Annotated in this window: 21 protein-coding genes and 1 tRNA gene; 6 read left to right on the forward strand and 16 right to left on the reverse strand. The window is 68.3% G+C overall.

Going from position 1 to position 23,756, the window contains the following annotated elements; genetic code table 11:
* Nucleotides 1–6 precede the first annotated feature (6 nt).
* Complete coding sequence (locus HRV97_RS10925; RefSeq protein WP_174194306.1) at nucleotides 7–1,131, reverse strand: CaiB/BaiF CoA transferase family protein; 1,125 nt, start codon at nucleotides 1,129–1,131, stop codon at nucleotides 7–9.
* 267 nt (nucleotides 1,132–1,398) lie between these two features.
* Here HRV97_RS10925 and HRV97_RS10930 point away from each other — a divergent pair, with 267 nt between their 5' ends.
* A complete protein-coding gene (locus HRV97_RS10930) occupies nucleotides 1,399–3,513 on the forward strand; it encodes a histidine kinase dimerization/phosphoacceptor domain -containing protein (RefSeq protein ID WP_343044490.1) in 2,115 nt (704 codons plus the stop codon).
* 40 nt (nucleotides 3,514–3,553) lie between these two features.
* Here the strand turns inward: HRV97_RS10930 and HRV97_RS10935 are convergent, their stop codons facing one another.
* The 3 genes from HRV97_RS10935 to HRV97_RS10945 all read right to left on the reverse strand — a co-directional run bounded on the left by HRV97_RS10935 (nucleotide 3,554) and on the right by HRV97_RS10945 (nucleotide 6,758).
* Nucleotides 3,554–4,108, reverse strand: coding sequence for a biliverdin-producing heme oxygenase (locus tag HRV97_RS10935; protein WP_174194307.1), 555 nt, complete (start codon nucleotides 4,106–4,108; stop codon nucleotides 3,554–3,556).
* Between the two features lie 4 nt (nucleotides 4,109–4,112).
* Complete coding sequence (locus HRV97_RS10940) at nucleotides 4,113–5,345, reverse strand: M20 metallopeptidase family protein (RefSeq protein WP_174194308.1); 1,233 nt, start codon at nucleotides 5,343–5,345, stop codon at nucleotides 4,113–4,115.
* A gap of 348 nt (nucleotides 5,346–5,693) precedes the next feature.
* Complete coding sequence (locus HRV97_RS10945; protein WP_174194309.1) at nucleotides 5,694–6,758, reverse strand: SPOR domain-containing protein; 1,065 nt, start codon at nucleotides 6,756–6,758, stop codon at nucleotides 5,694–5,696.
* Nucleotides 6,759–6,972: 214 nt separating this feature from the next.
* Between HRV97_RS10945 and HRV97_RS10950 the strand changes: the two genes are divergently transcribed.
* Complete coding sequence (locus HRV97_RS10950) at nucleotides 6,973–8,298, forward strand: SPOR domain-containing protein (protein ID WP_174194310.1); 1,326 nt, start codon at nucleotides 6,973–6,975, stop codon at nucleotides 8,296–8,298.
* A gap of 162 nt (nucleotides 8,299–8,460) precedes the next feature.
* Here HRV97_RS10950 and HRV97_RS10955 read toward each other — a convergent pair whose 3' ends face one another.
* The gene (locus HRV97_RS10955) at nucleotides 8,461–9,672 is read right to left on the reverse strand and encodes a dihydroorotase (RefSeq protein ID WP_174194311.1); all 1,212 of its coding nucleotides are present in this window, start codon (nucleotides 9,670–9,672) and stop codon (nucleotides 8,461–8,463) included.
* Nucleotides 9,669–10,658 carry an aspartate carbamoyltransferase catalytic subunit gene (locus HRV97_RS10960; RefSeq protein ID WP_174194312.1) on the reverse strand — a complete coding sequence of 330 codons (990 nt, stop codon included), beginning with the start codon at nucleotides 10,656–10,658 and terminating at the stop codon, nucleotides 9,669–9,671. Before HRV97_RS10960 ends, HRV97_RS10955 begins: the two co-directional genes overlap by 4 nt.
* Before the next feature lie 62 nt (nucleotides 10,659–10,720).
* Between HRV97_RS10960 and HRV97_RS10965 the strand changes: the two genes are divergently transcribed.
* Nucleotides 10,721–11,152, forward strand: a complete 432-nt coding sequence (locus tag HRV97_RS10965; RefSeq protein ID WP_174194459.1) for a DUF488 domain-containing protein — start codon at nucleotides 10,721–10,723, stop codon at nucleotides 11,150–11,152.
* A gap of 104 nt (nucleotides 11,153–11,256) precedes the next feature.
* On the opposite strand, the gene HRV97_RS10970 is transcribed toward HRV97_RS10965, so the two are convergent.
* From HRV97_RS10970 to yaaA, 4 genes are all read right to left on the reverse strand, one after another.
* Nucleotides 11,257–11,619 carry a DUF952 domain-containing protein gene (locus HRV97_RS10970; protein ID WP_174194313.1) on the reverse strand — a complete coding sequence of 121 codons (363 nt, stop codon included), beginning with the start codon at nucleotides 11,617–11,619 and terminating at the stop codon, nucleotides 11,257–11,259.
* The gene (gene gyrA / locus HRV97_RS10975; protein ID WP_174194314.1) at nucleotides 11,616–14,390 is read right to left on the reverse strand and encodes a DNA gyrase subunit A; all 2,775 of its coding nucleotides are present in this window, start codon (nucleotides 14,388–14,390) and stop codon (nucleotides 11,616–11,618) included. The genes HRV97_RS10970 and gyrA overlap by 4 nt, the downstream gene beginning before the upstream one ends.
* Nucleotides 14,391–14,500: 110 nt before the next feature.
* Nucleotides 14,501–15,184, reverse strand: coding sequence for an SDR family NAD(P)-dependent oxidoreductase (locus HRV97_RS10980; protein WP_174194315.1), 684 nt, complete (start codon nucleotides 15,182–15,184; stop codon nucleotides 14,501–14,503).
* Nucleotides 15,181–15,936 carry a peroxide stress protein YaaA gene (gene yaaA / locus HRV97_RS10985; protein ID WP_174194316.1) on the reverse strand — a complete coding sequence of 252 codons (756 nt, stop codon included), beginning with the start codon at nucleotides 15,934–15,936 and terminating at the stop codon, nucleotides 15,181–15,183. Before yaaA ends, HRV97_RS10980 begins: the two co-directional genes overlap by 4 nt.
* Before the next feature lie 150 nt (nucleotides 15,937–16,086).
* On the opposite strand from yaaA, the gene HRV97_RS10990 reads away from it, so the two are divergent.
* Nucleotides 16,087–17,361, forward strand: a complete 1,275-nt coding sequence (locus HRV97_RS10990; RefSeq protein WP_174194317.1) for a hypothetical protein — start codon at nucleotides 16,087–16,089, stop codon at nucleotides 17,359–17,361.
* Nucleotides 17,362–17,425: 64 nt separating this feature from the next.
* Here HRV97_RS10990 and HRV97_RS10995 read toward each other — a convergent pair whose 3' ends face one another.
* Entirely contained in the window at nucleotides 17,426–17,887 is a 462-nt protein-coding gene (locus HRV97_RS10995; protein ID WP_174194318.1) for an Lrp/AsnC family transcriptional regulator, read from the reverse strand.
* A 197-nt stretch (nucleotides 17,888–18,084) separates the two neighbouring features.
* Here HRV97_RS10995 and HRV97_RS11000 point away from each other — a divergent pair, with 197 nt between their 5' ends.
* Both HRV97_RS11000 and HRV97_RS11005 read left to right on the forward strand, forming a co-directional pair.
* Nucleotides 18,085–19,815: a histidine kinase dimerization/phospho-acceptor domain-containing protein gene (locus HRV97_RS11000; RefSeq protein ID WP_174194319.1), complete on the forward strand. Its 1,731-nt coding sequence runs from the start codon at nucleotides 18,085–18,087 to the stop codon at nucleotides 19,813–19,815.
* The gene (locus tag HRV97_RS11005) at nucleotides 19,812–20,852 is read left to right on the forward strand and encodes a polysaccharide deacetylase family protein (protein WP_343044491.1); all 1,041 of its coding nucleotides are present in this window, start codon (nucleotides 19,812–19,814) and stop codon (nucleotides 20,850–20,852) included. Before HRV97_RS11000 ends, HRV97_RS11005 begins: the two co-directional genes overlap by 4 nt.
* Here HRV97_RS11005 and HRV97_RS11010 read toward each other — a convergent pair.
* The 5 genes from HRV97_RS11010 to HRV97_RS11030 form a co-directional block, all read right to left on the reverse strand.
* Nucleotides 20,821–20,893 (reverse strand) — tRNA-Ile (locus HRV97_RS11010). The two genes, HRV97_RS11005 and HRV97_RS11010, sit on opposite strands and share 32 nt — an antisense overlap.
* 72 nt (nucleotides 20,894–20,965) lie before the next feature.
* Nucleotides 20,966–21,421, reverse strand: coding sequence for a DUF4126 family protein (locus HRV97_RS11015; RefSeq protein ID WP_174194320.1), 456 nt, complete (start codon nucleotides 21,419–21,421; stop codon nucleotides 20,966–20,968).
* Nucleotides 21,422–21,557: 136 nt separating this feature from the next.
* Complete coding sequence (locus HRV97_RS11020) at nucleotides 21,558–21,809, reverse strand: hypothetical protein (RefSeq protein ID WP_174194321.1); 252 nt, start codon at nucleotides 21,807–21,809, stop codon at nucleotides 21,558–21,560.
* A gap of 30 nt (nucleotides 21,810–21,839) precedes the next feature.
* A complete protein-coding gene (locus HRV97_RS11025; RefSeq protein ID WP_174194322.1) occupies nucleotides 21,840–22,103 on the reverse strand; it encodes a hypothetical protein in 264 nt (87 codons plus the stop codon).
* A gap of 140 nt (nucleotides 22,104–22,243) precedes the next feature.
* A complete protein-coding gene (locus HRV97_RS11030) occupies nucleotides 22,244–23,689 on the reverse strand; it encodes a M20/M25/M40 family metallo-hydrolase (protein WP_174194323.1) in 1,446 nt (481 codons plus the stop codon).
* Nucleotides 23,690–23,756 lie beyond the last annotated feature (67 nt).

A 23,756-nucleotide genomic window follows, 5' to 3' on the forward strand; every position in this document is an offset into this window, starting at 1 on the left:
CGTTCATCAGAAACGGAGCGCGGCGATCTCGTCCGGGTCGAAGCCGAGGTCGCGCAAGGTGCCGGCATCGTCGCGATGGTCGGCCATGCGCGGGGCAACCGTGCTGCTCGCCGAGTAGCGTGGGGCAGGGGCGGGTTGCCGGACTCCGGCGGCGGTGACGAACGCTTCGCGCGCGACATTGTGCGGGTGCGCCGCGGCCTCGTCGAAGCCGAGCACGGGCGCGAAGCAGATGTCGTAGCCGTGAAAGGCCTCGACCCATTCGTCGCGCGTTTTGGTGAGAAACAGCGCGGTGAGATCGTCCTTGAGCGCGGCCCAGCCGCGCGGGTCCATCTGGCGGTCCCATTTGGCGTCGTCGAGCCCGGCGACACGGCGGAACTCGGCGAAGAATTGCGGCTCGATCGCGCCGAGCGAGACGAACTTGCCGTCACGCGTCTCGTAGGTGTCGTAGAAGTGCGCAGCGGTATCGAGCAGGTTGGTGCCGCGCTCGTCGCTCCACCGGCCCATCGCGCGAAAACCCCACATCATCGACATCAGCACCGACGACCCCTCAGTCATCGCGGCGTCGACGACCTGACCCTCGCCGGTGCGTGCGGCGTGAAGCAGGGCGGCGAGCATCCCAAAGGCGAGGAACATCGAGCCGCCGCCGAAATCGCCTGCCAGGTTGATCGGTGGTGTCGGCTTCTCGCCAGCGCGTCCCAGCGCGTGGAGCACACCCGACAAAGCGATGTAGTTGATGTCGTGGCCCGGCTCGTGCGCCATCGGGCCGGTCTGTCCCCAGCCGGTCATCCGACCGTAAACGAGCCGTGGATTGTCGGCGAGCAGCACGTCGGGTCCAAGGCCCAGCCGTTCCATGACGCCGGGGCGAAACCCCTCGATGATCGCGTCGGCCGATGCCACGATTCGGCGTACCGCGGCGATCGCCCGCGGGTTCTTCAGGTCGAGCGCGATCGACTTGCGGCTGCGCAGCAGCGGGTCCTTGGCATCGATCGCCAGCGAGCGTCCGCCGGGGCTAGCGCGATCGATGCGGATCACCTCCGCTCCGTGATCGGCGAGCATCATGCCCGCGAACGGTCCGGGACCGATACCGGCGAACTCGATCACGCGAATGCCGTCGAGCGGTGGCTTGGCCATGCGTTCCCTCTCCTTGTCGAGAATCAGTGTAGAAGCGGCGCTAGATCGGCACAACAAAAGTTACGGCGCGGCGAAAGCATGTTTTGGTTCGATGGGGTTCGGGACCTAGCTACGGAGAACAGTCCGTCAGCTTTCGAAAGCCTGGCTTGGGTGTGACCCACAATGGTCCCGTGCTGACGCCAGAAGACTAGCAGGAGGGTGCCACTTTGTTCTAGAGGCAGGTTAAGGCGTGAACAGGAGTGGCGTTTGGCGGGCGACGGAGTGGCGGTGCGGAAGGTGGGAACACCGGTCGATCTGACGGCCTGTGACCGCGAACCGATCCACATTCCGGGCGCGGTGCAGCCGCACGGCCTGTTGCTCATCGCCGAGCCGCAGACGTTGAGCATCGTCGCGGGGGCCGGCGATATCGAGCAACGGCTCGCACCGGACTGGCTCGGACGCAGCCTATCCGACGTGCTCGGCATCGACGTGGCGGGCGTGCTGGCGCAGGCGGCGGTTGGTCCGGGCGGCACGGTGATCGGTGGCGTGGTGGCCGGGCACGACCTCGCATTCCATCGCTCGGGTGCGTACCTGCTCGCCGAGCTGGAGCCGGTTGATCCGGACGCGCGTGGTGCTGCGGAAACGCTCGGCTGGCTCGACGCGACCGCGAGCGGGTTCGAGCGGACGGGTACGCTGAAGGCTTTGTGCGAGCGCGCGGCGGTCGCGTTTCGTGCGCTGACCGGCTTCGATCGCGTCATGGTGTACCGCTTCCTCGACGACGAGGCGGGCTATGTGGTGGCGGAGGACCGTGACGAGGCGCTGGACACGTTCCTCAACCATCATTTTCCCGCGACTGACATTCCGCGGCAGGCGCGCGCGCTCTATGTGCGCAATCGAACGCGCGTGATCCCGACGATCGACTATCATCCGCAGCCGATCCGGCCTGCGGCGTTCGCCGGTATCGATCTCAGCGACGTGGCGATCCGCAGCGTGTCGCCGATCCACCTCCAGTACCTACGCAACATGGAAGTCGGCGCGTCGGCGTCGATCTCGATCGTCAAGGACGGCATGTTGTGGGGGTTGATCGCGTGCCACCATCATGCGCCGCGCAGCCTGTCGCGCGACGTGCGGACGGTTGCGGCGGCGCTCGCCGGCGGGCTGGCGCGGCAGATCACCGCCAAGGAAGAGGCCGAGAATTACCGCGAGCGGCTGGCGCTGCGTGCCGAAGAGGACACGCTGCTGCCGGCTTTGTTCGGCGACGAGCGGCCCGAGCGCGTGGTCGCGCGGCGGTGCGAGGACATGCGGCGGATGATGGCCGCCGACGGTTTCGCGATCGTCGGCGACACGGTGGAGACAACCGGTTTCTGTCCGACCGACGACCACCTGCGCGCGCTGTCGCGTTGGTTGTTCAAGCGCGACGAAGCGGGCGTCTTCTCGACGCGTGAACTCGGTGTCGAGTGGGACGAGGCGGAGCGCATGTCGCCGTTCACCGGCGTGCTCGCCATCACGCTGCCGCAGGAGCGCGTGGCGCTGATCTGGTTGCGTGCCGAGCACGTCGAGCAGGTCGAATGGGCGGGCAATCCGCACAAGGCGGTCAAGCTCGATCCTCACGCCACGCTGACGCCGCGTACGTCGTTCGACAGCTGGACGCAGACGGTGCGCGGCCGTGCGCGGCGTTGGACGCTGGAGCAGGTGGACGCCGCGCAGCGGCTGCGGCGGATGCTGCGCGAGGCGGGGTTGCTGGGTGAGCTGCGCCGCGTCAACGCCGACCTGAACCGTGCGATCGCGGACAAGGATGCGGCGCTGGCGCAAAAGGACCTGCTGATGCGCGAGGTCGACCACCGCGTGCAGAACAGTTTGCAGCTCGTCGCCTCGTTCCTGATGTTGCAGGCGCGTGCTGCCGGACCGGGCGAGGTCGCGGACCAGTTGCAGGAAGCGCGGTCGCGGCTGTCGGCGGTGGCGCTGGTTCACCGCCGCTTGTACCGCGACGATCAAATCGCGACGATCGACCTCAGTCGGTATCTGGGCGAGTTGCTCGACGACATGCGCGCTTCGCTGGGGCGCGATTGGGGCAATCGCTTGTCGACCGATCTGGCGCCGGTGCTGATCCCGACCGACCGCGCGGTCAATGTCGGGTTGATCGCAGCGGAGCTGGTCATCAACGCGACGAAATACGCCTATCCGGCGGGCAAGGTCGGGCCGATTGACATCGTGCTGGAGCAGCATCGCAACAAGCTGCGGTTGATCGTTGCCGACCAGGGGCGCGGCAAGCAGGGCGACAATGTCGGTTTCGGCAGTCGGATGATGAGCGCGGTGGTGCAGCGGATCGGCGGCGAGGTCGAGTATCAGAACAACCAGCCGGGCCTGCGCGCGGTGCTGACCGCGCCGATCGAGGAAGACTGACCGGCACGACGTCGGGGGACCTATCTACCGTCTGCTTTGGTCAGCTACGGTCGGGGCTGATCTTCGGCATTGGCCAATCCGTCTCCAGCCGTGCCGCGGCTGCGTATAGATCAAAGGTAGCGGCGGCACCGGCGAGCATCGCGTCGTTCCACGTGGTCGAGCCGTTCGCGGCTGCGCTGTCGATCGCGTGGCGGATCGCGCGCCACTGACCGGGTTGGTGCGCGGCGGCGAGATAGCGGGCGGGCACGTCGGTCCGGACTGATCGCGCGAGCATCACGCCGCCCAGACGTGACCCCTCGACGACGTAGAGCGCGCCCCATAGGCCAGGCTCGTCGAGATCGGCGAACGGCAGCGGGGCGGGCATCGGTGCGCCGAGATCGGCGAGGTCGCACTCTAACAGCGGCGCGCGGGATGGCAGCGTGCGCGCGAAAGCGAGGCGCTGGACCGCCGCTTCGGCCGGCGGCAGGGCGCGGGCGTGCGCGACGAGGAAGCAACGATAGGCGTCGCGGTCAGACAGGACGAAGTCGCCGAAGGCCGCATCGACCAGGTTGTGCGAGGCGCGGGTAGCGGCACGCAGCCGCGCGACCGCGGACAAGGTGTCAGTCGAGGCCGTTCTCCAGAAAACGTTCGGCGAGCGCGCAGTGCATTGCGATGCCCTTCGCCATCACCGCTTCGTCGATCGTCATGCGGGTGTTGTGAAGCGGTGGGTTGGTGCGTGGGTCGGTTCCTTCGGGCGCAACGCCGATGAAGGCCATGGCGCCGGGTACCTCGCGCAGCACGTAGGAGAAATCCTCGCCGCCCATCATCGGCGCGGGCATCACCGACCAGCCGTCTTCGCCGCTGATCTCGCCGGCGAGGCCGCGCATCAGCCCGGTGGCGCGCGGATCGTTCATCGTGACGGGATAGCCTTCCTCCAGCCCCACCTCGGCGGTGCAATCGTGCGCGGCGGCGACGTTCTCGCAAATGCGCGCGAAGGCGGCACGCATCGCCTCGCGCGTGGCGGGCGAGAGCGTGCGCAGCGTGCCCATTAGCTTGACCTCACCGGGAATGATGTTGTGCGACGAGCCGGCGTGGATCTGCGTGATCGTCAGCACGGCAGGGTCGGCAACGGGCACGCGGCGCGCGACGTGGTTCTGGAGTGCGGTGACGATCGCGCAAGCCACGGGGATCGGATCGACGCACTCGTGCGGCATTGCGGCATGGCCGCCGCGGCCCTTGATCGTCGCCAGCACCGTGTCGGTCGAGGCGAGCAGCGCGCCTTCGCGGCTGACGAACACGCCGGCGGGGGCGTTGGGCGAGATGTGGAGCGCGAACGCGGCCTCGGGCCGGGCGATGTCGAGCAGCCCGTCCTCGATCATCCAGCGCGCGCCGTGATGGCCTTCTTCGCCGGGCTGGAACATGAACACGATCGTGCCCGACAGCTCGTCGCGGCGCGCACACAAGGCCTTGGCGGCGCCGGCGAGCATCGCGGTGTGCGCGTCGTGGCCGCAGGCGTGCATCGCGCCCGGGATGGTCGAGGCGAAGGGAAGGCCCGTCTCCTCCGTCATCGGCAGCGCGTCCATGTCGCCGCGCAGCAGGACGGTGCGGCCGTTCGAGCCTGCGCCGCCGGCGCGTCCGCCGCGTAGGATCGCGACGAATCCCGTGGTCGAGGTGCTGTCGTGGATTTCGAGCGGTAGGCCGGCGAGTGCTGCCTTCGCCTTTTCGGTCGTGCGCGGGCAGTGCAGGCCGACTTCGGGCTCGGCGTGGATGGCGCGGCGCAGCGCGATCGTGTCGGCGAGTTGTTCGGCGCCGAGCGCGCTCCAATCGGTGCGGGTGGCGAGGGTGGCGGTCATGCGAGCGGCTCCTTTGCGAATGGTTCTAGGCGAGAGCGCCGCCGCCGCCAAGCGGGCGGAAGGTCACACGAAGGTCACGCCAACGCGACTGCTCGCGGGCAGGTGGGTGGGTTTGAGAGGGACAAGGAGAGCAGGTATGGCGCGTGTAGGACAGTGGGGAAGTGCGGAGTTTGACATCTACTTCCGCTCGTGACCGACGGGAGCGTGGTTTCGGACTGATCCGACTGCCCGCGTGATGGCTGCTGGCGAGAAGAAGCGGGATCCCGGATCAAGTCCGGGATGACGGAGGGTTGATGGGGTGGCGGGCTGCTGGCCGGTGGGCGTTACACCGGCGCAGGTGGGGCGAGGTCAGCGCGGCAGGACGACGCAGCCGCTGCCGGCGCGGGTGCAGGCGCGTTGTGCCTCGGCTTTGGAGGCGAAGCCGCTCACCTGCAGGCGGGTGATGTTGCCGCTGCGCGCGAAGCTGGGCGTCCCGCCGACACGGGCGCCGACGCTCGACCATAGGCTGCGCGCGTTGCCGTCGTTGGCGAAGGCGCCGAGTTGGATACGATAGGCGCCGCCGCTCGCCTTCGGCTGAGCGGCGCGTTCAGGCGCGGGCTTCGCCGCCGCAGCACGGGTCGGCGCTGCGGTGGCGCGGGTCGACCGCTCGGCTGGCGCGGGACGCGGGCGCGGTTCAGCGCGGTCGGGGCGCCGGGGCTGCTCGGATGCGGGGACGCGCTCGGGTCGGCCGGGCTGCGCGTAGGAAGTGCCGGCGCGTGTCGGCGCAGGCGCAACCCGAGCGGGTGTCGGCCGCGCGCCGGGCTCGGCCGAGGCGATCGCGGTGGCCGGGGCGGCGCCTGCGGAGCGGCCGCGCGCCTCGATCTGGCGCGCGAGGGCGACGCCCTGTTGGCGCTGTGCCTCGGGGATATATTTGTCCATCTGCGCCAGCGTCTGCGAGCCCTGCGGCAGGCCCTGCTGCGACGAGCGGGTGACGAGCGCGTAGGCGCGGGTCCAGTCGCGCGGCACGCCGTCGCCGTTGAACAGCATGGTGCCGAGCACGAGTTCGGTGCGCTTCTCGTCGCGCGCGACCGACTTTTCGAGCCAGGGCAGCGCCTCGGCTTTCTTGCCGTCCTGGAACAATGCCAACGCGTAATTGTCGGTCGCCTGCGGGTGGTTCTGGGCTGCTGCCTTGCGGAACCAGTCGACCGCCTGAGCGGGGTCGGCGGCCACGCCGCGCCCGAGCTTATAGGCTTGGCCGAGGTTGAATTGCGCGTCGGCGTCACCGGCAGCGGCGGGCGCGCGCCACTGCGCCACGGCGGCGGGATAGTCGCCGCGGCTCCACGCCTCCACGCCCGCCTTTACGTCGGCAAGCGCGGGCGTCCCCGCCACTCCGCCCGCCAGCGCCGCTGCGAGCACCATCAGTCGCGTCTTCATTGTCTCATCCCGCCCCGAACCATGACGGCCATCATGCCCGAGCCGCCGCGCGGGTGAAAGTGGCTTAACCATGCGCGCGCGTCGTTAACGGTAAATTGAGCCGTTGCTGGCATCCCCGGACCACGAACGGGTGAATGCCGCGCCGGAACCCCGGCTGGCCGTTCACCGAGACACGGTGCGCCCGAGCGGACGCACGCGAGCGGTGAGGTAGAAGATGGTGAAGCTTCCTGCATTGGCCGGCATCGGCCTGTCCGCGCTGCTGCTGGGCGGCGGCGGCTTGGTCGTCGTGCAGGCGATCGACCCGGCGGTCGCGACGCAGCGTAGCGATCCGAAGAAAGCGGCCGGCTACGCGCGCAAGGCGTCCGATCTGCTGGGTAAGCGCAAGTGGGACAAGGCGGTGCGCTATGCCGAGGCGGCGGTGGCGAACAGTTCGGCGGACGCGGGCTATCGTATGATCCTGGGCAACGCGTACCTGCGTGCGGGCCGGTTCGAGTCGGCGCGCGCCACGTACGGTGACGTGCTGTCGCTGCAACCGGCGAACGGCAAGGCGGCACTGAATCTGGCGCTGGCGCAGACCGCGCTGGGGCAGTGGGACGCGGCGCGCCAAACGCTTGAGGCGCATTCGGGTGCGATCGCGCCGGCCGACCGCGGGCTGGCGGTGGCGCTGGCGGGCGATCCGGCGACCGCGATCGAGGTGCTGACCGCCGCGACGCGTTCGCCCGAGGCGGACGCCAAGACGCGGCAGAATTTGGCGCTGGCGTTCGCGCTGGGCGGGCGGTGGCAGGAGGCGCGGACGCTGATCGGCGTCGACATGACACCGGCGGAGGCCGACGCGCGCATGATCGAATGGGCCAAGTTCGCGCATCCCGCCTCCTCCTCGGCGCAGGTCGCCAGCCTGCTCGGTATCACGCCGGTGGAGGACCCCGGGCAGCCGGTGGCGATCGCGCTCAATGCCGCGGTTGCGCCGGTGCGTGCGGCGACGGTCGATCCGGTGGATCAGTTCATGCCGGGCCGCCCCGACGCGCAGCAGATGGCGGAAGCCGAGCCGCAGCCGTTAGTCGGCGAGGTAGAGGTGGCGCAGGCGCCCGTCTCCGCGCCCGTTCGGGCGACCGAGTCGAGGCCGGAGCCGGTGCGGCTTGCCAATTTGATCAGGGCCGCGGGCAGCTACAAGGTCCGCACCGGCGCGCCAGTGGCGAAGCCACGTGGCGAACAGCCCGCCGTTGCCAAGGCGCCCGCGCCCGGCCGCTGGTACGTCCAACTGGGCGCGTACGAGAATGCCGCGGTGGCGCGCGATGGCTGGGCGCGGGCGTCGCGCCGCTACGCGGGGTTCGCTGCTCTGACCCCGGCGGGCATGTCGGCGTCGGTCGGAGGCGCGAGCTACTACCGCCTGTCGGTCGGCGGCTTCGCGCGCGGCGATGCCGAGCGCATGTGCCGCAGCTACCGCGTGAAGGGTGGGCGCTGTTTCGTCCGCCAGCAGGCGGGCGACCAGGTCGCCGCCTGGGTCAAGGGCAGCAAGGGCGTGCAGGTCGCCTCGCGCTGAGGCGATCGGGGTGGATCGGGCGGCGCCTTGAGCTGATCCGGCCAATTTCACCCGCCATCATCCCGGACTTGATCCGAGATCTCGCGGTCCGCTTCAAGAAGAGTGAGCCCGGATTGACTTGCGGGTGACGAAAGGTGGTCGTCCGGCTGGTCGGGCAACGCGCTAGATTTCGCGTCCGCCTTTCCACACGCGGAGCACGCGACCCTGTACGGGCAGGCCGTCGAATGGCGTGTTGCCCGCCATGCCGGGAGTCGCGTCGGCGTCGATCTGCCACGGGGCGTGCGGGTCGACAAGGATGACGTCGCCGGGCATGCCGGGCGCGAGCGTGCCGGTCTCAACGCCGAGCAGCCGCGCAGGGGCGTGGGCGAGCAATTCGGTAAGGCGCGCCATGCCGATCACGCCGTCGCGCACCAACCCCAATGCCAGCGGGAGTAGCGTCACCGCCCCCGCCGCGCCGGCGGTCGAGTCGGCGAAGGGCAGGCGCTTCTCCTCCGGGCCGTGCGGGTCGTGACCCGAGCACAACAGGTCGATCGTGCCGTCGGCGAGCGCGGCGAGCGCGGCTTTGCGATCGGTTTCCGACCTGAGCGGCAGCGAGAGGTGCGCGAAGGTGCGGAAGTCGCTCATCGCATTGTCGGACAGCAGCAGGTGGGCAAGCGTGATGCCGCAGGTGACGTGGACGCCACGCGCCTTGGCGGCGCGAACGAGCGCGAAGCCGGCGGCAGTGGTGACCTGGCGCAGGTGGAGCCGCGCACCGGTCTCTTCGGCGAGCATCAGGTCGCGCGCGATCGCCAGCGGCTCGGCAAGCGACGGTGCGGCGGGCAGGCCGAGGCGGGTCGCGGTTTCGCCCGCGGAGGCGACCGCGCCGGCGGTGAGCCCGCCGTCCTCGGCGTGCGCGATGACGGGCAGGTCGAGGTCGCGCGCGTAGCTGAGCACGCGGTACATGACTCCGGTGTCGGCGATCCAGCCGCGCCCGGTACCGACCGCGCGCGCACCGGCCGAGGCGCAGATCGCCATCTCGGCGAGGTCATGGCCCTTCAGCCCGCGCGTCGCGGCGGCGATCGGGTGAATCCACAGGTCGGGGCGGCCGATCAGTGCGGAGCGCTGAACGATGCCGGGCTCATCAAGCACCGGCGACTGGTCGGGCATCAGCGCGACTCGGGTGATGCCGCCGGCGCGAAAGGCGGCGCGGTCGATCGCGGCGACACCCACGTCGACGATGCCGGGCAGGACGAGCTTTCCGCCGCAATCGACGCGGGTCGCATCGTCAGGCGCGAGGCCGTCGGCGATGACGCCGTCGACGATCAGCAGGTCGCCGTTGCGCTCGCCCGCCACGGGACAGACTATGTGCGCGTTGACGAGGTGGAGCGCGCTCATGCCCAGCCCTCCACGCCGCGCGCGCGTCTGGTCAGCACGTCGAGGCACGCCATGCGGACCGCGACCCCCATCGCGACCTGCTCGGTGATCGCGGAACGCTCGACGTGGTCGGCGACCGCCGAGTCGATTTCGACGCCTCGGTTCATCGGACCCGGGTGCATGACGAGCGCGTCGGGCGCGTGGCGTTCTAGCCGTGCCATCGTGAGGCCGTAGCGTAGATGATATTCGCGCACCGACGGCACGTAGCCGCCCGACATACGCTCGGTCTGGAGGCGGAGCATCATGACGACGTCGGCGTGCGCGATCGCCTGATCGAAATCGGTGAAGGCGGTCACGCCCATCCGCTCGATCTCGGGCGGCATCAGCGTCGAGGGCGCGCAGACGCGGACCTCGGCCGCGAGCGCGGTGAGCGCCAGGATATTCGAGCGCGCGACACGGCTGTGGAGCAGGTCGCCGCAGATCACGACACGCTTGTTGGCGATGCTGCCGAGCCGGCGGCGGATGGTGAGCGCGTCGAGCAACGCCTGAGTCGGGTGCTCGTGGCGGCCGTCGCCCGCGTTCAGGACGGGGCAGTCGACCTTATCCGCGATGAGGCGCACCGCGCCCGAGCTCATGTGGCGGATGACGATCACGTCGGCGCGCATTGCGTTCAGCGTCATCGCGGTGTCGATCAGCGTCTCGCCCTTCTTCACGCTCGACTGCGCAGCGTGCATGTTGACGACGTCGGCGCCCAGCCGTTTGCCGGCGATCTCGAAGCTCAAGAGCGTACGGGTCGAGTTCTCGAAAAAGGCGTTGATCTGCGTGAGCCCGGCCAGGCGCTTGCCCGGCGCAGTAGGCGTGCGGTTCGCCTCGACCCACTGTTCTGCCTCGTCGAGCAGGAAGGTGATCTCGTGCGGCTCCAGTCCGTCAATCCCGGTCAGGTGACGGTGCGGAAACACCGCGCCGCCGGGGATCAGGGTTCCGGGGCGGTGGTCCGAGCGTTGCATCGGGGCGGGTGATTATGGCGTGGCGCGTGCCCGCGCAAGGCTGGTTGGGGAAGGATGAGGCGATGACGATCTACACGATCGGGTACGAAGGCGCGACGATGTCGGGGTTCATCACTGCGCTGCACGCGGCGGGCGTGCGGCGCGTGATCGACGTGCGCGCGCTACCCTTGTCGCGGCGACCGGGCTTTTCCAAGTCGACGCTCGCGGCGTCGCTCAAGGCAGAGGGGATCGACTATTTTCACCTGAAGGCGCTCGGCACGCCCAAGCCGGGGCGCGATGCGGCCAAGAAGGGCGACGTGGCGACGCTGACCGTGGTGTATGACGCGCAGCTCGAGCTACCCGAGGCGCAGGTCGCGGCGGCGCAGATGCTGGCGCTCGCCGACGAGATGCCGAGCGCGTTGCTGTGCTTCGAGCGCGATCCTTGCCACTGCCACCGCACGCTGCTGCTGGAAGCGGTGGGTGAGGGGCGCGAGGTGGTTGACCTGTACGTGTGAGGCGATCGTTGCGTGGCTCGTTGATTACCCAGCCTCATCCGCGTTTTGCTTCGTCCGCGTGGCGCAGAAGAAGCGGGATCCCGGGTCAAGCCCGGGATGACGAGTTAGCCGGTTACGGGCAGGCGGATGCTGCCGTCCTCGTGGCGCTCGAGTGGCGAGTAGGCGATCGCGGTTTCGAGCAGCAGCGGGGCGTAAAGGTGCGGGAAGAGCTGTCCGCCCCGCGACGGCTCCCAGCGCAGCTTGCCTTCGTACGCCGCGAGATCGACCGCGACGAGGTGGAGGTCGGCCTGTCCGGCGAAATGCTTGTCGATCGTCTCGGCAAGCTGGTCGGCGGTCGACAAGTGGACGTAGCCGTCCTCCAGATCGACCGGGGCGCCGGCGAAGCTGCCGTCACGCTCCAGCGCCTGCATCTGGTCGGCGGTCAGCACCTTGTAGGCGGTAAGCGGCTTGTTCTGATCGTCGCTCATTCGCCATCCTCCGGCCCGGCCGCGGCATCGTCGCCGATCGAACCATCGTCGACGGGTGCGGTTTCAGTGACCTCGGCGAGTTCCTCGGCGACCATCGCCTCGGCGGCGTCCTCGGGCTCGGGCTCTTCATCGATCCGCGCGGCGGAGACGACGTGTTCGTCGTCGGCGACGTTGAAGATGCGGACGCCAGCCGAGTTGCGGCTGATGATGCGCAGCGACGCCAGCGGCGTGCGGATCATCTTCGCCTGATCGGTGACGAGCATGAGCTGATCGGCCTTGCTCGCGGGGAAGCTCGCGACGACGGGACCGTTGCGCTTGACGTTGTCGATGTTGGTGATCCCCTGACCACCGCGGCCGGTGCGGCGGTAATCATAGGCCGACGAGATCTTGCCATAGCCGTTGGCGCAGATTGTCAGGATGAACTGCTCGCAGCCGCGCAGCCGCTCGAACAGCGTCAGCTCCATCTCGAGCTCGCCCTCGCGCTCCTTCCACGGTGCGTTGCGCAGATATTGCTCGCGCTGCTCCGGCGTCGCATCGACACGGTGGAGGACCGACAGTGAGATCACCGCATCGTCGTTCTTGAGCGCGATGCCGCGAACGCCGGTCGAGTTGCGGCTCTGGAACTCGCGCACTTCCTCGGCGGCGAAGCGGATTGCCTTGCCCTGCCGCGTCGCGAGCAGCACGTCGTCGCCTTCGTCGAGCAAGGCGACGCCGATCAGCCGGTCGTCGGCGTCGACGCCCTCGAACTTCATCGCGATCTTGCCGTTCGACGGCACGTTGGTGAACGCGTCCATCGAGTTGCGACGCACGCTGCCCTTCGCGGTCGCGAACATGACGTGGAGCTTGCCCCAGTCGGCCTCATCCTCCGGCAGCGGCAGCACGGTGGAGATCGTCTCGCCGGGCTCGAGCGGCAGCAGGTTGATCATCGGACGACCGCGCGTCGCCGGGCCACCCTCGGGCAGGCGCCAGACCTTCATACGATACACGCGGCCGAGGGTCGAGAAGAACAGCACCGGCGTGTGCGTCGAGGTGACGAACAGCTTGGTGACGACGTCCTGATCCTTGGTCGCCATGCCGGCGCGACCCTTGCCGCCGCGCGCCTGAGCACGGAAGGCGTCGAGCGGGGTACGCTTGATATATCCTTCGAGGGTAACGGTGACGACCATCTCCTCGCGCTCGATCAGGTCCTCGTCCTCGATCCCGTCGGCGGCGGCGGCGATCTCGGTGCGGCGCGCGGTCGCGAACTGGTCGCGCACCTCGCGCAGCTCGTCGCGCAGCACGCCGTAGAGCTTCACGCGGTCGGACAGGATCGCGAGCAGCTCGGCGATCGAGCCGGCGAGGCCTTCGAGCTCGTTGCCGATTTCGTCACGTCCCAACGCGGTCAGGCGGTGGAGGCGCAGGTCGAGGATCGCGCGGACCTGCGTTTCGGACAGGCGGTAGCTGTCGCCGGTGACCTCGACGTCGGTCGCCTCGACCAAGCGGATATAGGGCGCGATCTCGGCGATCGGCCAGGCGCGTGAGAGCAGCTTCTGCCGTGCCTCGGCCGGGCTCGACGAGCCGCGGATGATCTTGACCATCTCGTCGAGGTTGGTGACCGCGATGACGAGGCCGAGCAAGATGTGCGCGCGCTCGCGTGCCTTGGCGAGCTCGAACTTCGAGCGGCGGGTGATGACCTGCTCGCGGAACTGCACGAACGCCTGGATGATGTCGCGCAGGTTGAGCAGCTCGGGCCGTCCGCCGCGGATCGCGAGCATGTTGGCGGCGAACGAGCCTTGCGCGGGCGTGTGGCGCCAGAGCTGGTTGAGCACGACGTCGGGGGTCGCGTCGCGCTTCAGGTCGATGACGATGCGCACGCCCTCGCGGTTCGATTCGTCGCGAATGTCGCTGACGCCCTCGATCCGCTTGTCCTTGGCGGCCTCGGCGATCTTCTCGACCAGCGCGTTCTTGCCCTGCTGGTAGGGGATCGAGGTGAGCACGATCGATCGGCGGCCTTCGCGTCCGCCGCGCTCCTCAATCGTGTGGCGCGAGCGGACGATGATCGAGCCCCGTCCGGTCTCATAGGCCGAGCGCGCGCCGGCGCGGCCGAGGATGATTGCGCCGGTTGGGAAGTCGGGGCCGGGAACGATCTGCATCAGTTCCTCGGTGGTGATCGCGCCATTGTCGAGATAGGCGAAACACGCGTCGATCACCTCGCCGAGGTTGTGCGGCGGGATGTTGGTCGCCATGCCGACCGCGATGCCGCCCGCGCCGTTGACGAGCAAATTGGGGAAGCGCGCCGGCAGCACGGTCGGCTCGCGCTCCGATCCGTCGTAGTTCGGCTGGAAGTCGACCGTGTCTTTGTCGAGATCCTCGAGCAAATAGTTCGCCGCCTTTGCCAACCGCGCTTCGGTATAGCGCATCGCGGCGGGCGGATCGGGGTCCATCGAGCCGAAGTTGCCCTGACCGTCGATCAGCGGCACGCGCATCGACCAGTCCTGCGTCATGCGCGCCAATGCGTCGTAGATCGCGGTGTCGCCGTGCGGATGGTATTTACCGATCACGTCACCGACGATGCGCGCCGACTTGCGATACGGGCGGTTGTAGAGGAACCCGCTCTCGTTCGCGGAATACAGGATGCGGCGGTGAACCGGCTTCAACCCGTCGCGCACGTCGGGCAGCGCGCGCGCCACGATCACGCTCATCGCGTAATCGAGGTAGGAGGTCTTCATCTCCTCGACGATGGAGATGGGCGCGATGTCGGAAGGATCGGCGAGCAGGGTCGCGTCGGTCAAGGGATGCTCTTCGCTTGGGTCAGGAAAGGATGCAGCCTAGCCGAGCATAAAGGTGCTGACCACCCCCGCGCGCGTACGGGCGCGCGCGGGAGCGTATAAGGCATAAGCGTTCAGGGCGCGATCTCGCTGCCGTCCCAGGCGAAGTGGCGCCCGCTGTCGGTGACCTTCAGTCCGTCGATCACGTCGAGCAACTGCACCGCGGCGCGGTCGGGCTTGAACAGGTCTCGGCCAGCTTGGCGAAAGGGCTGAGATAGCGCGGTGTCGACGGTGCCGGGGTGGAGCGCGACGACCAGCCCGCGATCGTTGCGGCGCTTGTCCTCTACCGCGAGCGTGCGGACGAGCTGGTTGAGCGCGGCCTTCGACGCGCGATAGCCGTACCAGCCGCCCAGCCGGTTGTCGGTGATGCTGCCGACCCGCGCCGACAGAAAGGCTAGGACGCTGCGCCCGGTCTTGGGCATGACAGGCAGGAAGTGCTTGGCGACGAGCGCGGGGCCGATCGCGTTGACCGCGAACTGGCGGGCGAGCCAGGCGGGGTCGAGCTCGCGGATTGCCTTCTCGGGGCCGTGCTCGGCGTCATGCAACAGGCCGGTCGCGACGATGACGAGGTCGGGCGAGCCCGCGCGCTGGGCGGCGGCGGCGATGCTCGGCTCGTCTTCCAGATCAAGGTGGCGGTCGCCGGTGAAGGAGCGGGCGAGGTGCAGGACGCGGACACCCTCTTCCTCCAACGCCTCGACCAGCGCGGCGCCGATCCCGCCCGAAGCGCCGATGACGACGGCATTCCTGATCTCGCTCATGCCGTTGCTCCGGTTCGTGCAAAGGTCCAGCGGTCGTCGCTGCTGGCGCTCGCGTCGAAGGAATAGCCGTCGCTGTCGAAGCCGCGCATCGCGTCGGTGTCGGTCACGCGGTGCTCGGCCATCCAGCGCGCCATTGTGCCGCGCGCTTTCTTGGCGTGGAAGCTGATGAAGCGGCCGTCGGCCTCGCGGAAATCGACCGCGATGATGCGCGTGCCGGCGGGCAGCTTGCCGTCGACGGCGGCGAAATATTCGTTCGAGGCGAGGTTGAGGATCGCGCCCGAACCCTCCTCCGCCAGATCGGCGGCGAGCGCGTCGGCGATGCGCGTGCCCCACCAATCGGTCAGCTTCTTGTGCCTGGGCGCCCAGCGCGTGCCCATCTCGAGCCGATAGGGGCGCATCGCGTCGAGCGGGCGCAACAGGCCGTAGAGGCCGGACAGCAACCGCAGGTGGTCCTGCGCGAAGCGGATCGCGGGTTCGTCGAGCGTCGCGACTTCGAACCCGGTGTAGACGTCGCCGTCGAAGGTATAGATCGCGGGGCGCTCGGCGGCGTCGTCGAAGTTACGGAAGCGATCGGCGTTCAGTTTGGCGAGCGCGGGGCTGATGTGCATCAGCTCGGCGAGCCTCTTCTGGGTGAGGTGCGACGCGGCCTTGGCGAGCGTCGCGGCCTCATCGGTGAAGCGCGGGCGCGTGGCATCGAACGGCACCGGCGTGTCGAGGTCGAGTGTCTTGGCAGGGGAGAGCAGGGCGATCATCCTCGATCCGCTAGCGGGCGGAACGAGCGCGTTCAATCGCGGTTCAGCGCATCAGGGGTAGGCATCGTACCTTCCTTGAACCCGTGGCGCAGGATCATTAGAGCGTCGCGGCAGCGGGCACGATCGCGGCCGTATCGGAGAGAATAGTCGATGAAGAGCTTCACTAACGCTTTGTTCGCAGCCGCCCTGCTCGCCGGTGGTGCGTCGCTTGCGGTTCAGCCCGCCGCCGCGCAGAAGAAGGACAAGAAGGCAGAAGGCGCCGGGCTGAAGCTGAGCAAGGAAGTGCAGGGGCCGGCGGCCGCGGCACAGACCGCGATCGCGGCGAACGATCTCGCCACCGCCGAGGCATCGCTCGCGCAGATCGACGCGGCGGCCAAGACCGACGACGAGCGCTATATCGCCGCCGCACTGCGCCTGAACGTCGAGGCGAAGAAGATCGCCGCCAATCAGGGCAGCGATGCCGCGCTGGCGGTGCCGCTCAAGGCGCTGGTGTCCAACCCGAAGACGCCGCCCGCCGACCTCGGCCGCTATAATTACGAGCTCGGCCGGATCGCGACCAACGCCAAGGACAATGCCGGCGCGGCGCAATATTTCGCCGCCGCTCAGGCGGCCGGTTACAGCAACCCCAACATGACGCTGCAGCTGGTCAAGTCGAAGGCGGATGCAGGCGATCTCGCGGGCGCGTCGGCCGAGATGGACAAGGTCATCGCGGCGCAGGCCGCCGCGGGTCAGAAGCCGGGCGAGGACCTGTACCGGTACATGATCGCCAAGAGCAATCAGAAGCGCAACGGCGCGCTCACCTACACCTGGCTCAAGAAGTACGTCGAAGCGTACCCGACCGCCAAGAACTGGCGCGACGTGGTGACCACCTTCGGCCTGACGTCGGGCGGTGTCGCTACGCTCGACAAGGGGCAGAAGGTCGATCTGTTCCGTCTGCTGCGTCACGGCAAGGCGCTGGCCGACCAATATGATTACGAGATCTACGGGCAATATGCCTTCGATCTCGGTATTCCGTGGGAGGCCAAGACGGTGCTGAGCCAGGGCACGTCGTCGGGCAAGATCCCTGCCGGCAGCGCGAACGCGACCTCGCTGCTCGCCGCGTCGAACAAGTCGATCAGCAACGAAGGGTCGTTGTCGGGGCTGGAGACGCGGGCCAACGCCGCGGCTAACGGCAAGCTGGCGGCGAGCACGGCCGACGCGTTCTTCGGGACGGGCGATTACGCCAAGGCGGCGGGGCTCTACCGCACGGCGCTGCAGAAGGGTCAGGTCGACGCCGACGCGGTCAATACGCGTCTCGGCATCGCGCTGGCTTACTCGGGCGACAAGGCTGGTGCCCGCACCGCATTTGAGGGGGTCAAGGGTCAGCCGCGCGCCGACCTCGCCGGATTGTGGATCGAGTATCTGGATCACCCGCCGGTCGGCTGAGCCGGCAGGTTGGGTGATGAGAAGGGGCGGCCTGCGGGTCGCCCCTTTTTTCGTGCGCTTGCGATCAGGCGATCGGTACGCCGGTCTGTGCCTTGGCGGTGCGGATCGTCAGCGACGATTTGACGCTGGCGACATTGGGCGCGGCGGTGAGCTGCGTCGTCAGCAGGCGCTGGAAACTCTCGAGATCGGGAGCGACGATCTTGAGAATGAAATCGATCTCGCCGTTGAGCATGTGGCATTCGCGCACCTCGGGAATGTTCGCGATATGCTCCTCGAACTGCGCCAGGTCCTGCTCGGCCTGGCTGCGCAGGCTGACCATCGCGAACACGGTGATGGGATAGCCCAGCTTCGCCGGATCGCAGTCGGCATGGTAACCACGGATCACCCCGGCCTGTTCCAGCGCGCGGACGCGGCGCAGGCACGGTGGCGCGGTCAGCCCGACACGGTCGGCGAGATCGACGTTGGTCATGCGACCGTCGTCCTGTAGCAGCGCGAGGATTTCGCGGTCGATCTTGTCCAACGCCATAACCTATTCCTAAACTCTTACGTACATTGACGACATAAGCGCCACGCGCTGCTATAGGATAATTGCGCGCTAACGCAATTGTGCCAAGCTGCGACAGGTCAAATCACCGGCGTTGATGACGTGGACCCTTCCGCGTTGTAGTCCATTCGGGTCAGGTCGCGGGGCGATCGTTTTCCAGCCCCGCCAAGGAGGGTCGCGTGCGGTTCGATGACAGTCTGAAGACGGTTCTCGCCGCCGACGTGTCGACCTCATTCGGCGCACGCGCCGCATTTCGGCAATTGTCCGACCTGATCGCGCGTGGCCGCGCGCCGGCCGACGACCTGCTGATCGCCAAGCTGCGTTCGCTCCAGACGATGGTGCCGGTCGAGACACGCAGCGGGGTCGCGCGCGGGCTCGCGCTGGTCGATCCGCCGGCGTCGCTCGTGGCGTTCTTCGCCAGCGATACGCCGGAGGTTGCAGCCGCGGTGCTACGCGTCGCGCGGCTGTCGCCGGAAGATTGGGCAGTGCTGATCCCACAATTGTCGCCGATGGGGCGCAGCGTGTTGCGGCAGCGTCGCGACCTTCCGCCGAGTGCGGTTCGCTCGCTCGAGAGCCTGGGCAGCACCGATTTCGCGTTGAGTGACCAACGCACCGCGCACGAGCGAGCGCCCGCGCCGGCACCGATCGCGCCAGTGGCCGCAGCGCCGGTCACGCCGATCCGCTCGCGCGGCGAACCTGCGGCGGTTCTTGTTCCATCGCGAGAGGTCTCGCGCGAGCCCGACGATGCGTCGCCGGCGATCGGCACTGGCAGCGAGCGGTTCGAGATCGCCGATCTCGTGCACCGGATCGAGGAGTTTCAGCGTGGCCGCAACGCGCCTTATCCGCTCGACGGGGCAGAGGCGGTGCAGGTCGCCTCGTTTCGGTTCGAAACCGACGCCGACGGTATTGTTCGCTGGATCGACAGTGCGCCGCGCGGCGCGGTGATCGGCACGCATCTGGCGCATGCCGGTGTCGCGCGGACGGGAGTGGACGGCGTGGCTGCGGGCGCATTCCGCAAGCGGGCGGCGTTCAGCGATGCGCGCCTGGTGGTCGCAGGCAACTCGCCGCTGGCGGGCGATTGGCGCATCGCGGGCGTGCCGGTGTTCGAGCAGAGCAGCGGGCGCTTCCTGGGTTATCGCGGCAGCGCGCGGCGACCGCGGATCGAGGAGGATGCGGCACGTGCGCGTCCGGCCGAGGTGACGATCGATCCGCGCGGGGCCGACGGGCTGCGTCGGCTGGTGCACGAACTGCGCACGCCGACCAACGCGATCGCGGGCTTCTCCGAACTGATCGAGCGGCAGTTGCTCGGTCCCGTGCCCGAGACGTATCGTGAACGCGCAGCAGCCATCCGCGCGCAAGTGTCCGGATTGATCGGTGCGATCGAGGACCTCGACATGGCGGCGCGGATCGAATCAGCGGCGCTCGACCTGCGCGCCGACGTGATCGCGCTCGCGCCGTTGTTGGCGCAGATCGCGGAGGATCTCGCGCCACTAGCTTCGCGACGCGGCACGACGCTGTCCATGCCCGAGGTGGCGGATGCACGCGTTGCCGCCGATCCGATCGCGGTCGAGCGCGTGATCTCGCGCCTGATCGCGACGTTGCTGTCGGCCAGCACGCCGGGCGAGACATTGCCGGTGACGGTTGCGCAACTGGGTGAAGCGCTGCACGTCTCGATCGAGCGACCTGCTGCCTTCGTCGGCCGCGATGATGCCGCCTTGCTCCACCTCGACGATCAGGCGGACGATGCCGATGGCGCGCCATTGCTGGGCGTCGGCTTCGCGCTGCGGTTGGTCCGCAATCTAGCGAACGAGATCGGGGGCCAGTTGCTATTCGAGCCGACGCGGCTGACGGTTGCGCTGCCGCGGGCGAGCGCGACGCGCAAGGATGCCGCTTCCACGTTGGTGCCGTGAGCCAAAGCTTCCGAACGCCGAGTGACGCGCTGATCGAGTGGCCGGACGGGTTCGGCCGGCGCTTCATGGTGACGATCGACACCGAGGAGGAGTTCGACTGGGCGACGCCGGGCGCCAGTGACGATTACGACGTTTCAGCGATCGCGGCTTTGCCCGCCATGCAGCGGCGCTTCGCCGCACATGGTGTGAGCCCGATCTACATGGTGGACTATGTCGTGGCGGCGAACGAGGCCGCCGCGGCGGTCATTCGCGACATTCTGGTGTCCGATCCCGCCACGGCCGTCGGCGCGCAGTTGCATCCTTGGGTCACCCCGCCGCTCGGTGATGCGCGAGCGCGTGCGTGCGCTGAGACGTTCGCGGGGAACTTGCCGCGCGAGATGGAGACGGCGAAGCTCGATCGCCTCCTCGCGGTGATCGAGCGATCATTGCATCGTCGGCCGTGTATCTATCGCGCGGGTCGATACGGCTTGGGTCCGCACACGATCGCGGCGCTGGCGGCGCGTGGATTTCGGCTCGACGCGTCGATGCGCGCGCGGTTCGACTATTCGGGTGAGGGCGGACCTGACTTCACGCAGGTCACCGCGGCACCGTTTAGGCTGAACGACGGTGCGATCGTGGAGCTGCCGTTGACCGCCATCTATACCGGATTGCTGCGGCGTCGCGGCGCGACGCTGCACCCGTTGCTCGGCCGGATCCCACGAGGACGCGGCATGTTCGCTCGTCTGGGATTGCTGTCGCGCGTGCCGTTGACACCCGAAGGTACGCCGGTGCGCGAGGCGGTCCATGCAATCGGCCTTGCGGCGCGAGACGGCGAACGCTTGCTGCAGCTCAGCTTCCACTCGCCATCGTTGGTGCCGGGGCATACGCCATACGTCCGCACCGAGCGTGATCTGGCCCGCTTTCATGCGTGGTGGGAGGAAGTGTTTGCCGCCCTTGCGCGGCACGGTTACGCGCCGGCGTCGCTGCAACAGGTGCTGGACGCTTGTGCCGATGCCAAACGCGCGGTGGGCCCGGCAGGACTCGAACCCGCAACCTAGCCGTTATGAGCGGCCAGCTCTAACCGTTGAGCTACAGGCCCCTCCGCGCGCGTGCAGCAGGTAGCGGCATGGGCGGCGGCTTGGCAAGCATGCCGTCACCACGATGCAGCCGATCAGTTTGGTTTCGATCGCACGATTGCGGCGGCCAACGACAATACCGTCAGATCTTCCGCGAACCCGGTGGGCGTTTGACCGTACTTCGGCAGCGTTGCCATGCGCGCTCGCCAGCCCGGATAGGATGCGACCACCGCCGTTACGCCGCCGATCGCGGCACCGATCCAGCGCTCCCGCTTCGGAACCAACGCGGTACCCGCGATGGCGGAGGTAATGAATCGTGCGGCAAGGCCGATCGGGACGATGCGGTTAGGCGCAGTCTTCTGCTTGTCACCCGCCATCTCACCGATCGCGAGCACCAGCGTGCCCGCGGCGACCAGTGGATGGGCGAGCAGCTTAGGCGCGCCATTGTCCGCCGGCAATTGGCCGCGAGCGCTGGCAATTGCTACCGTCGCCAGCGGCGTCATCGCGCGCTGGCCACCGACCAGCCCCATCAGGAAAGCGTTGCGCATCATGTCTCCGTCATCTGTTTGACCGAACAACTCACCGGTGCGGTGTCGGGTTCAGTGCGGGTATGGCGCGCCCATACGAAAAAGGGCGCTCCCGCAAAGGAGCGCCCTTGATCCGTGGAACGGTGTGTCCGGCCGCGTGCTAGAAGTTCGCAGTCGTGTCCGATACGTTGATCGTATCGGACGCATTGTCGAACGCCGCCGCTGCTTCGGAAAGCGTCGCGTGCTCGGTCGCGTTGACCTGACCCGCGGCGGCGGCCTCCAGCTCGTTCGCCATCTGCTCGAGATTGGCGGACAGCGCTTCGGCACCATTCTCGACCGAAACCGGCTCGGGCTGCTTGTTGCATCCACCCAGCGCGACCAGCGCGGCGAGCGGAAGGATCAATCCTCGCATCAGCAGTGTCCGAGCCCGGCTTCGGTTCGATTACATGTTGGTGGTCGCGGCGTCGGCCGAGTCACGAACGTTGTCGGCCGCTGCGTCGATGTTCTCGGCAACTGCTTCGGCGTTGTCCTCAGCGAACGGGTTCGCCGTGGTGTTTGACATGTCGGCGACGTTGTCGGCCATCGCTTCCATGTTGTCAGCAACCATTTCGGCGTTGTTCTCGGTAGCCGAGGCTTCCGGCGACTTCGAGCAGGCAGCGACAGACATCAGGCCGGCGGCAGCGGCAACGAGCAGGATCTTCTTCATTCGAATGCTCCCAAGCATCACAACAATCGCGGCCGACCCCAACGCCGTCGCGAAACGCCCGAATACCCTAGTGGTTCAGGGGGTCAATAAGTAAAATTCATCTGGCGTACAGGTTGCGACGAGTGGTTGCGTGCTCGACTTTACGGGCGGGTGACCGATCCGATCTCTTCGGGGGCGTCGGCCACGACCGCCAGCATCGTCGTCCAGGCAGCGACATTCTGCTGCAACTGTGCCGGATCGACGCGGTCGAGCGTGTCGTCCGGCGTGTGGTGGACGTCGAAATAGCGCAGGCCCGACTGGTTCAGGTCGATGCCTGCGACCCCGGTTGCGATCGTCGCTTCGATGTCCGATCCGTCGCCGCCAGGACTCGTGCCGCGCACGATGCCGAGCGGGGCGAGCGCGCTGGCCAGTCGGTCGGCGACGGGCTTGGCGGTGGACGGCAGCGTCGTCTCGAAGCGCCAGACGCGGTCGGCGCCGAAGTCGCTCTCGGCCGCGATCGCGTGGCGCTCGGCACCGTGCTTCTTCGCGTAATCCTCGCCGCCGAAGCCGCCGACTTCCTCCGCGCCGAACCAGACGACACGGATCGTGCGGCGCGGGCGCCGGCCTGAGTCGAGGATGCGCTTCGCCGCCGCGGTGGTGATCGCGATGCCGCTCGCGTCGTCGATCGCGCCGGTCGCCAAGTCCCAGCTATCGAGGTGACCGCCGACCAGCACCACGCCCGCGTTCGGATCGGTGCCGGGCACCTCGGCGATGACGTTGCCTGATTCGTGGCTGCCGGTCTGCTGCGGCGTGAGGACCAGGCGCATGCGGATCGGCTTGCCACGTTTCGCCATGTGTTCGATCAACTCGGCGTCGGGGACCGACAGCGCGGCGGCCGGGATTGCCGCCGTGCCCGCGGGGAAGTTGGTAACGCCGGTATGCGGCAGGCGATGCGTGTCGGTGCCGATCGAGCGGATCACGATCGCGGCCGCGCCCTTCGCCGCGGCGAGCGCAGGGCCGGTGAAGCGTGCGGGGCCGTTCGCGCCGTAGCTCGACCCGTCCTGCGTCGGCTGCATCGAATTCCCGATGTAGACGATCTTGCCGCGGATCGCGCCGTCGGGGGCGTTCAGGAACTCGGTCATGCTCGGAAAGACGACGAGCTCGGCGGTCAGGCCTTGCGCGCCGGTCGAGCCTGAATTGCCGAGCGCGGCGAGTTTGAGCTTCTGCGCGAACGGCGCGACGATCTCGGCTTCCTCCGCGCCGCGCACCCAGACCGGCATCTGGTACGTCTCGATCCGCACGTTCTTGAAGCCGAGCGCCTTGAGCTTGGCGGCGCCCCAAGTGCGCGCGCGAGCCTCCGCCTCGGTACCCGCCAGGCGCTGGCCGACCTCGGTCGTTAAACCTTCGACGATCTCATAGGCGACCTCGTCCTTGAGCGCCGCGTCCCGCAGGGCGGCCACGCGCGCGTCGACGGGTGCGGGCGGAGTCGGCGCCGGACGAGTGATCGCGGGCTGACCGGCGGGCGTCGAGGCCGGCGAGGTCTGCGCCAGCGCAGAGACAGAGAGCAGGGCGGAAGCGGCGGTCGCCGCGAGCAGGAGGCGCTTCATGGCGGCAAGGCGTAACCGGCACCTGCCGGTTTGCCAACGCCGTGCGGGGGCCTTACATGCGAACGGA

This window comes from Sphingomonas hominis, from assembly GCF_013328205.1.
Lineage (GTDB): Bacteria > Pseudomonadota > Alphaproteobacteria > Sphingomonadales > Sphingomonadaceae > Sphingomonas > Sphingomonas hominis.

Bases quoted from the DNA above. Each gene is read 5' to 3' on its own strand.
- HRV97_RS10925 (WP_174194306.1), bottom strand. From the start codon at position 1,131: ATGGCCAAGCCACCGCTCGACGGCATTCGCGTGATCGAGTTCGCCGGT.
- HRV97_RS10940 (WP_174194308.1), bottom strand. From the start codon at position 5,345: ATGACCGCCACCCTCGCCACCCGCACCGATTGGAGCGCGCTCGGCGCC.
- HRV97_RS10945 (WP_174194309.1), bottom strand. From the start codon at position 6,758: ATGAAGACGCGACTGATGGTGCTCGCAGCGGCGCTGGCGGGCGGAGTG.
- HRV97_RS10950 (WP_174194310.1), top strand. From the start codon at position 6,973: ATGGTGAAGCTTCCTGCATTGGCCGGCATCGGCCTGTCCGCGCTGCTG.
- HRV97_RS10955 (WP_174194311.1), bottom strand. From the start codon at position 9,672: ATGAGCGCGCTCCACCTCGTCAACGCGCACATAGTCTGTCCCGTGGCG.
- HRV97_RS10960 (WP_174194312.1), bottom strand. From the start codon at position 10,658: ATGCAACGCTCGGACCACCGCCCCGGAACCCTGATCCCCGGCGGCGCG.
- HRV97_RS10965 (WP_174194459.1), top strand. From the start codon at position 10,721: ATGACGATCTACACGATCGGGTACGAAGGCGCGACGATGTCGGGGTTC.
- HRV97_RS10970 (WP_174194313.1), bottom strand. From the start codon at position 11,619: ATGAGCGACGATCAGAACAAGCCGCTTACCGCCTACAAGGTGCTGACC.
- HRV97_RS10980 (WP_174194315.1), bottom strand. From the start codon at position 15,184: ATGAGCGAGATCAGGAATGCCGTCGTCATCGGCGCTTCGGGCGGGATC.
- yaaA (WP_174194316.1), bottom strand. From the start codon at position 15,936: ATGATCGCCCTGCTCTCCCCTGCCAAGACACTCGACCTCGACACGCCG.
- HRV97_RS10990 (WP_174194317.1), top strand. From the start codon at position 16,087: ATGAAGAGCTTCACTAACGCTTTGTTCGCAGCCGCCCTGCTCGCCGGT.
- HRV97_RS10995 (WP_174194318.1), bottom strand. From the start codon at position 17,887: ATGGCGTTGGACAAGATCGACCGCGAAATCCTCGCGCTGCTACAGGAC.
- HRV97_RS11015 (WP_174194320.1), bottom strand. From the start codon at position 21,421: ATGATGCGCAACGCTTTCCTGATGGGGCTGGTCGGTGGCCAGCGCGCG.
- HRV97_RS11020 (WP_174194321.1), bottom strand. From the start codon at position 21,809: ATGCGAGGATTGATCCTTCCGCTCGCCGCGCTGGTCGCGCTGGGTGGA.
- HRV97_RS11025 (WP_174194322.1), bottom strand. From the start codon at position 22,103: ATGAAGAAGATCCTGCTCGTTGCCGCTGCCGCCGGCCTGATGTCTGTC.
- HRV97_RS11030 (WP_174194323.1), bottom strand. From the start codon at position 23,689: ATGAAGCGCCTCCTGCTCGCGGCGACCGCCGCTTCCGCCCTGCTCTCT.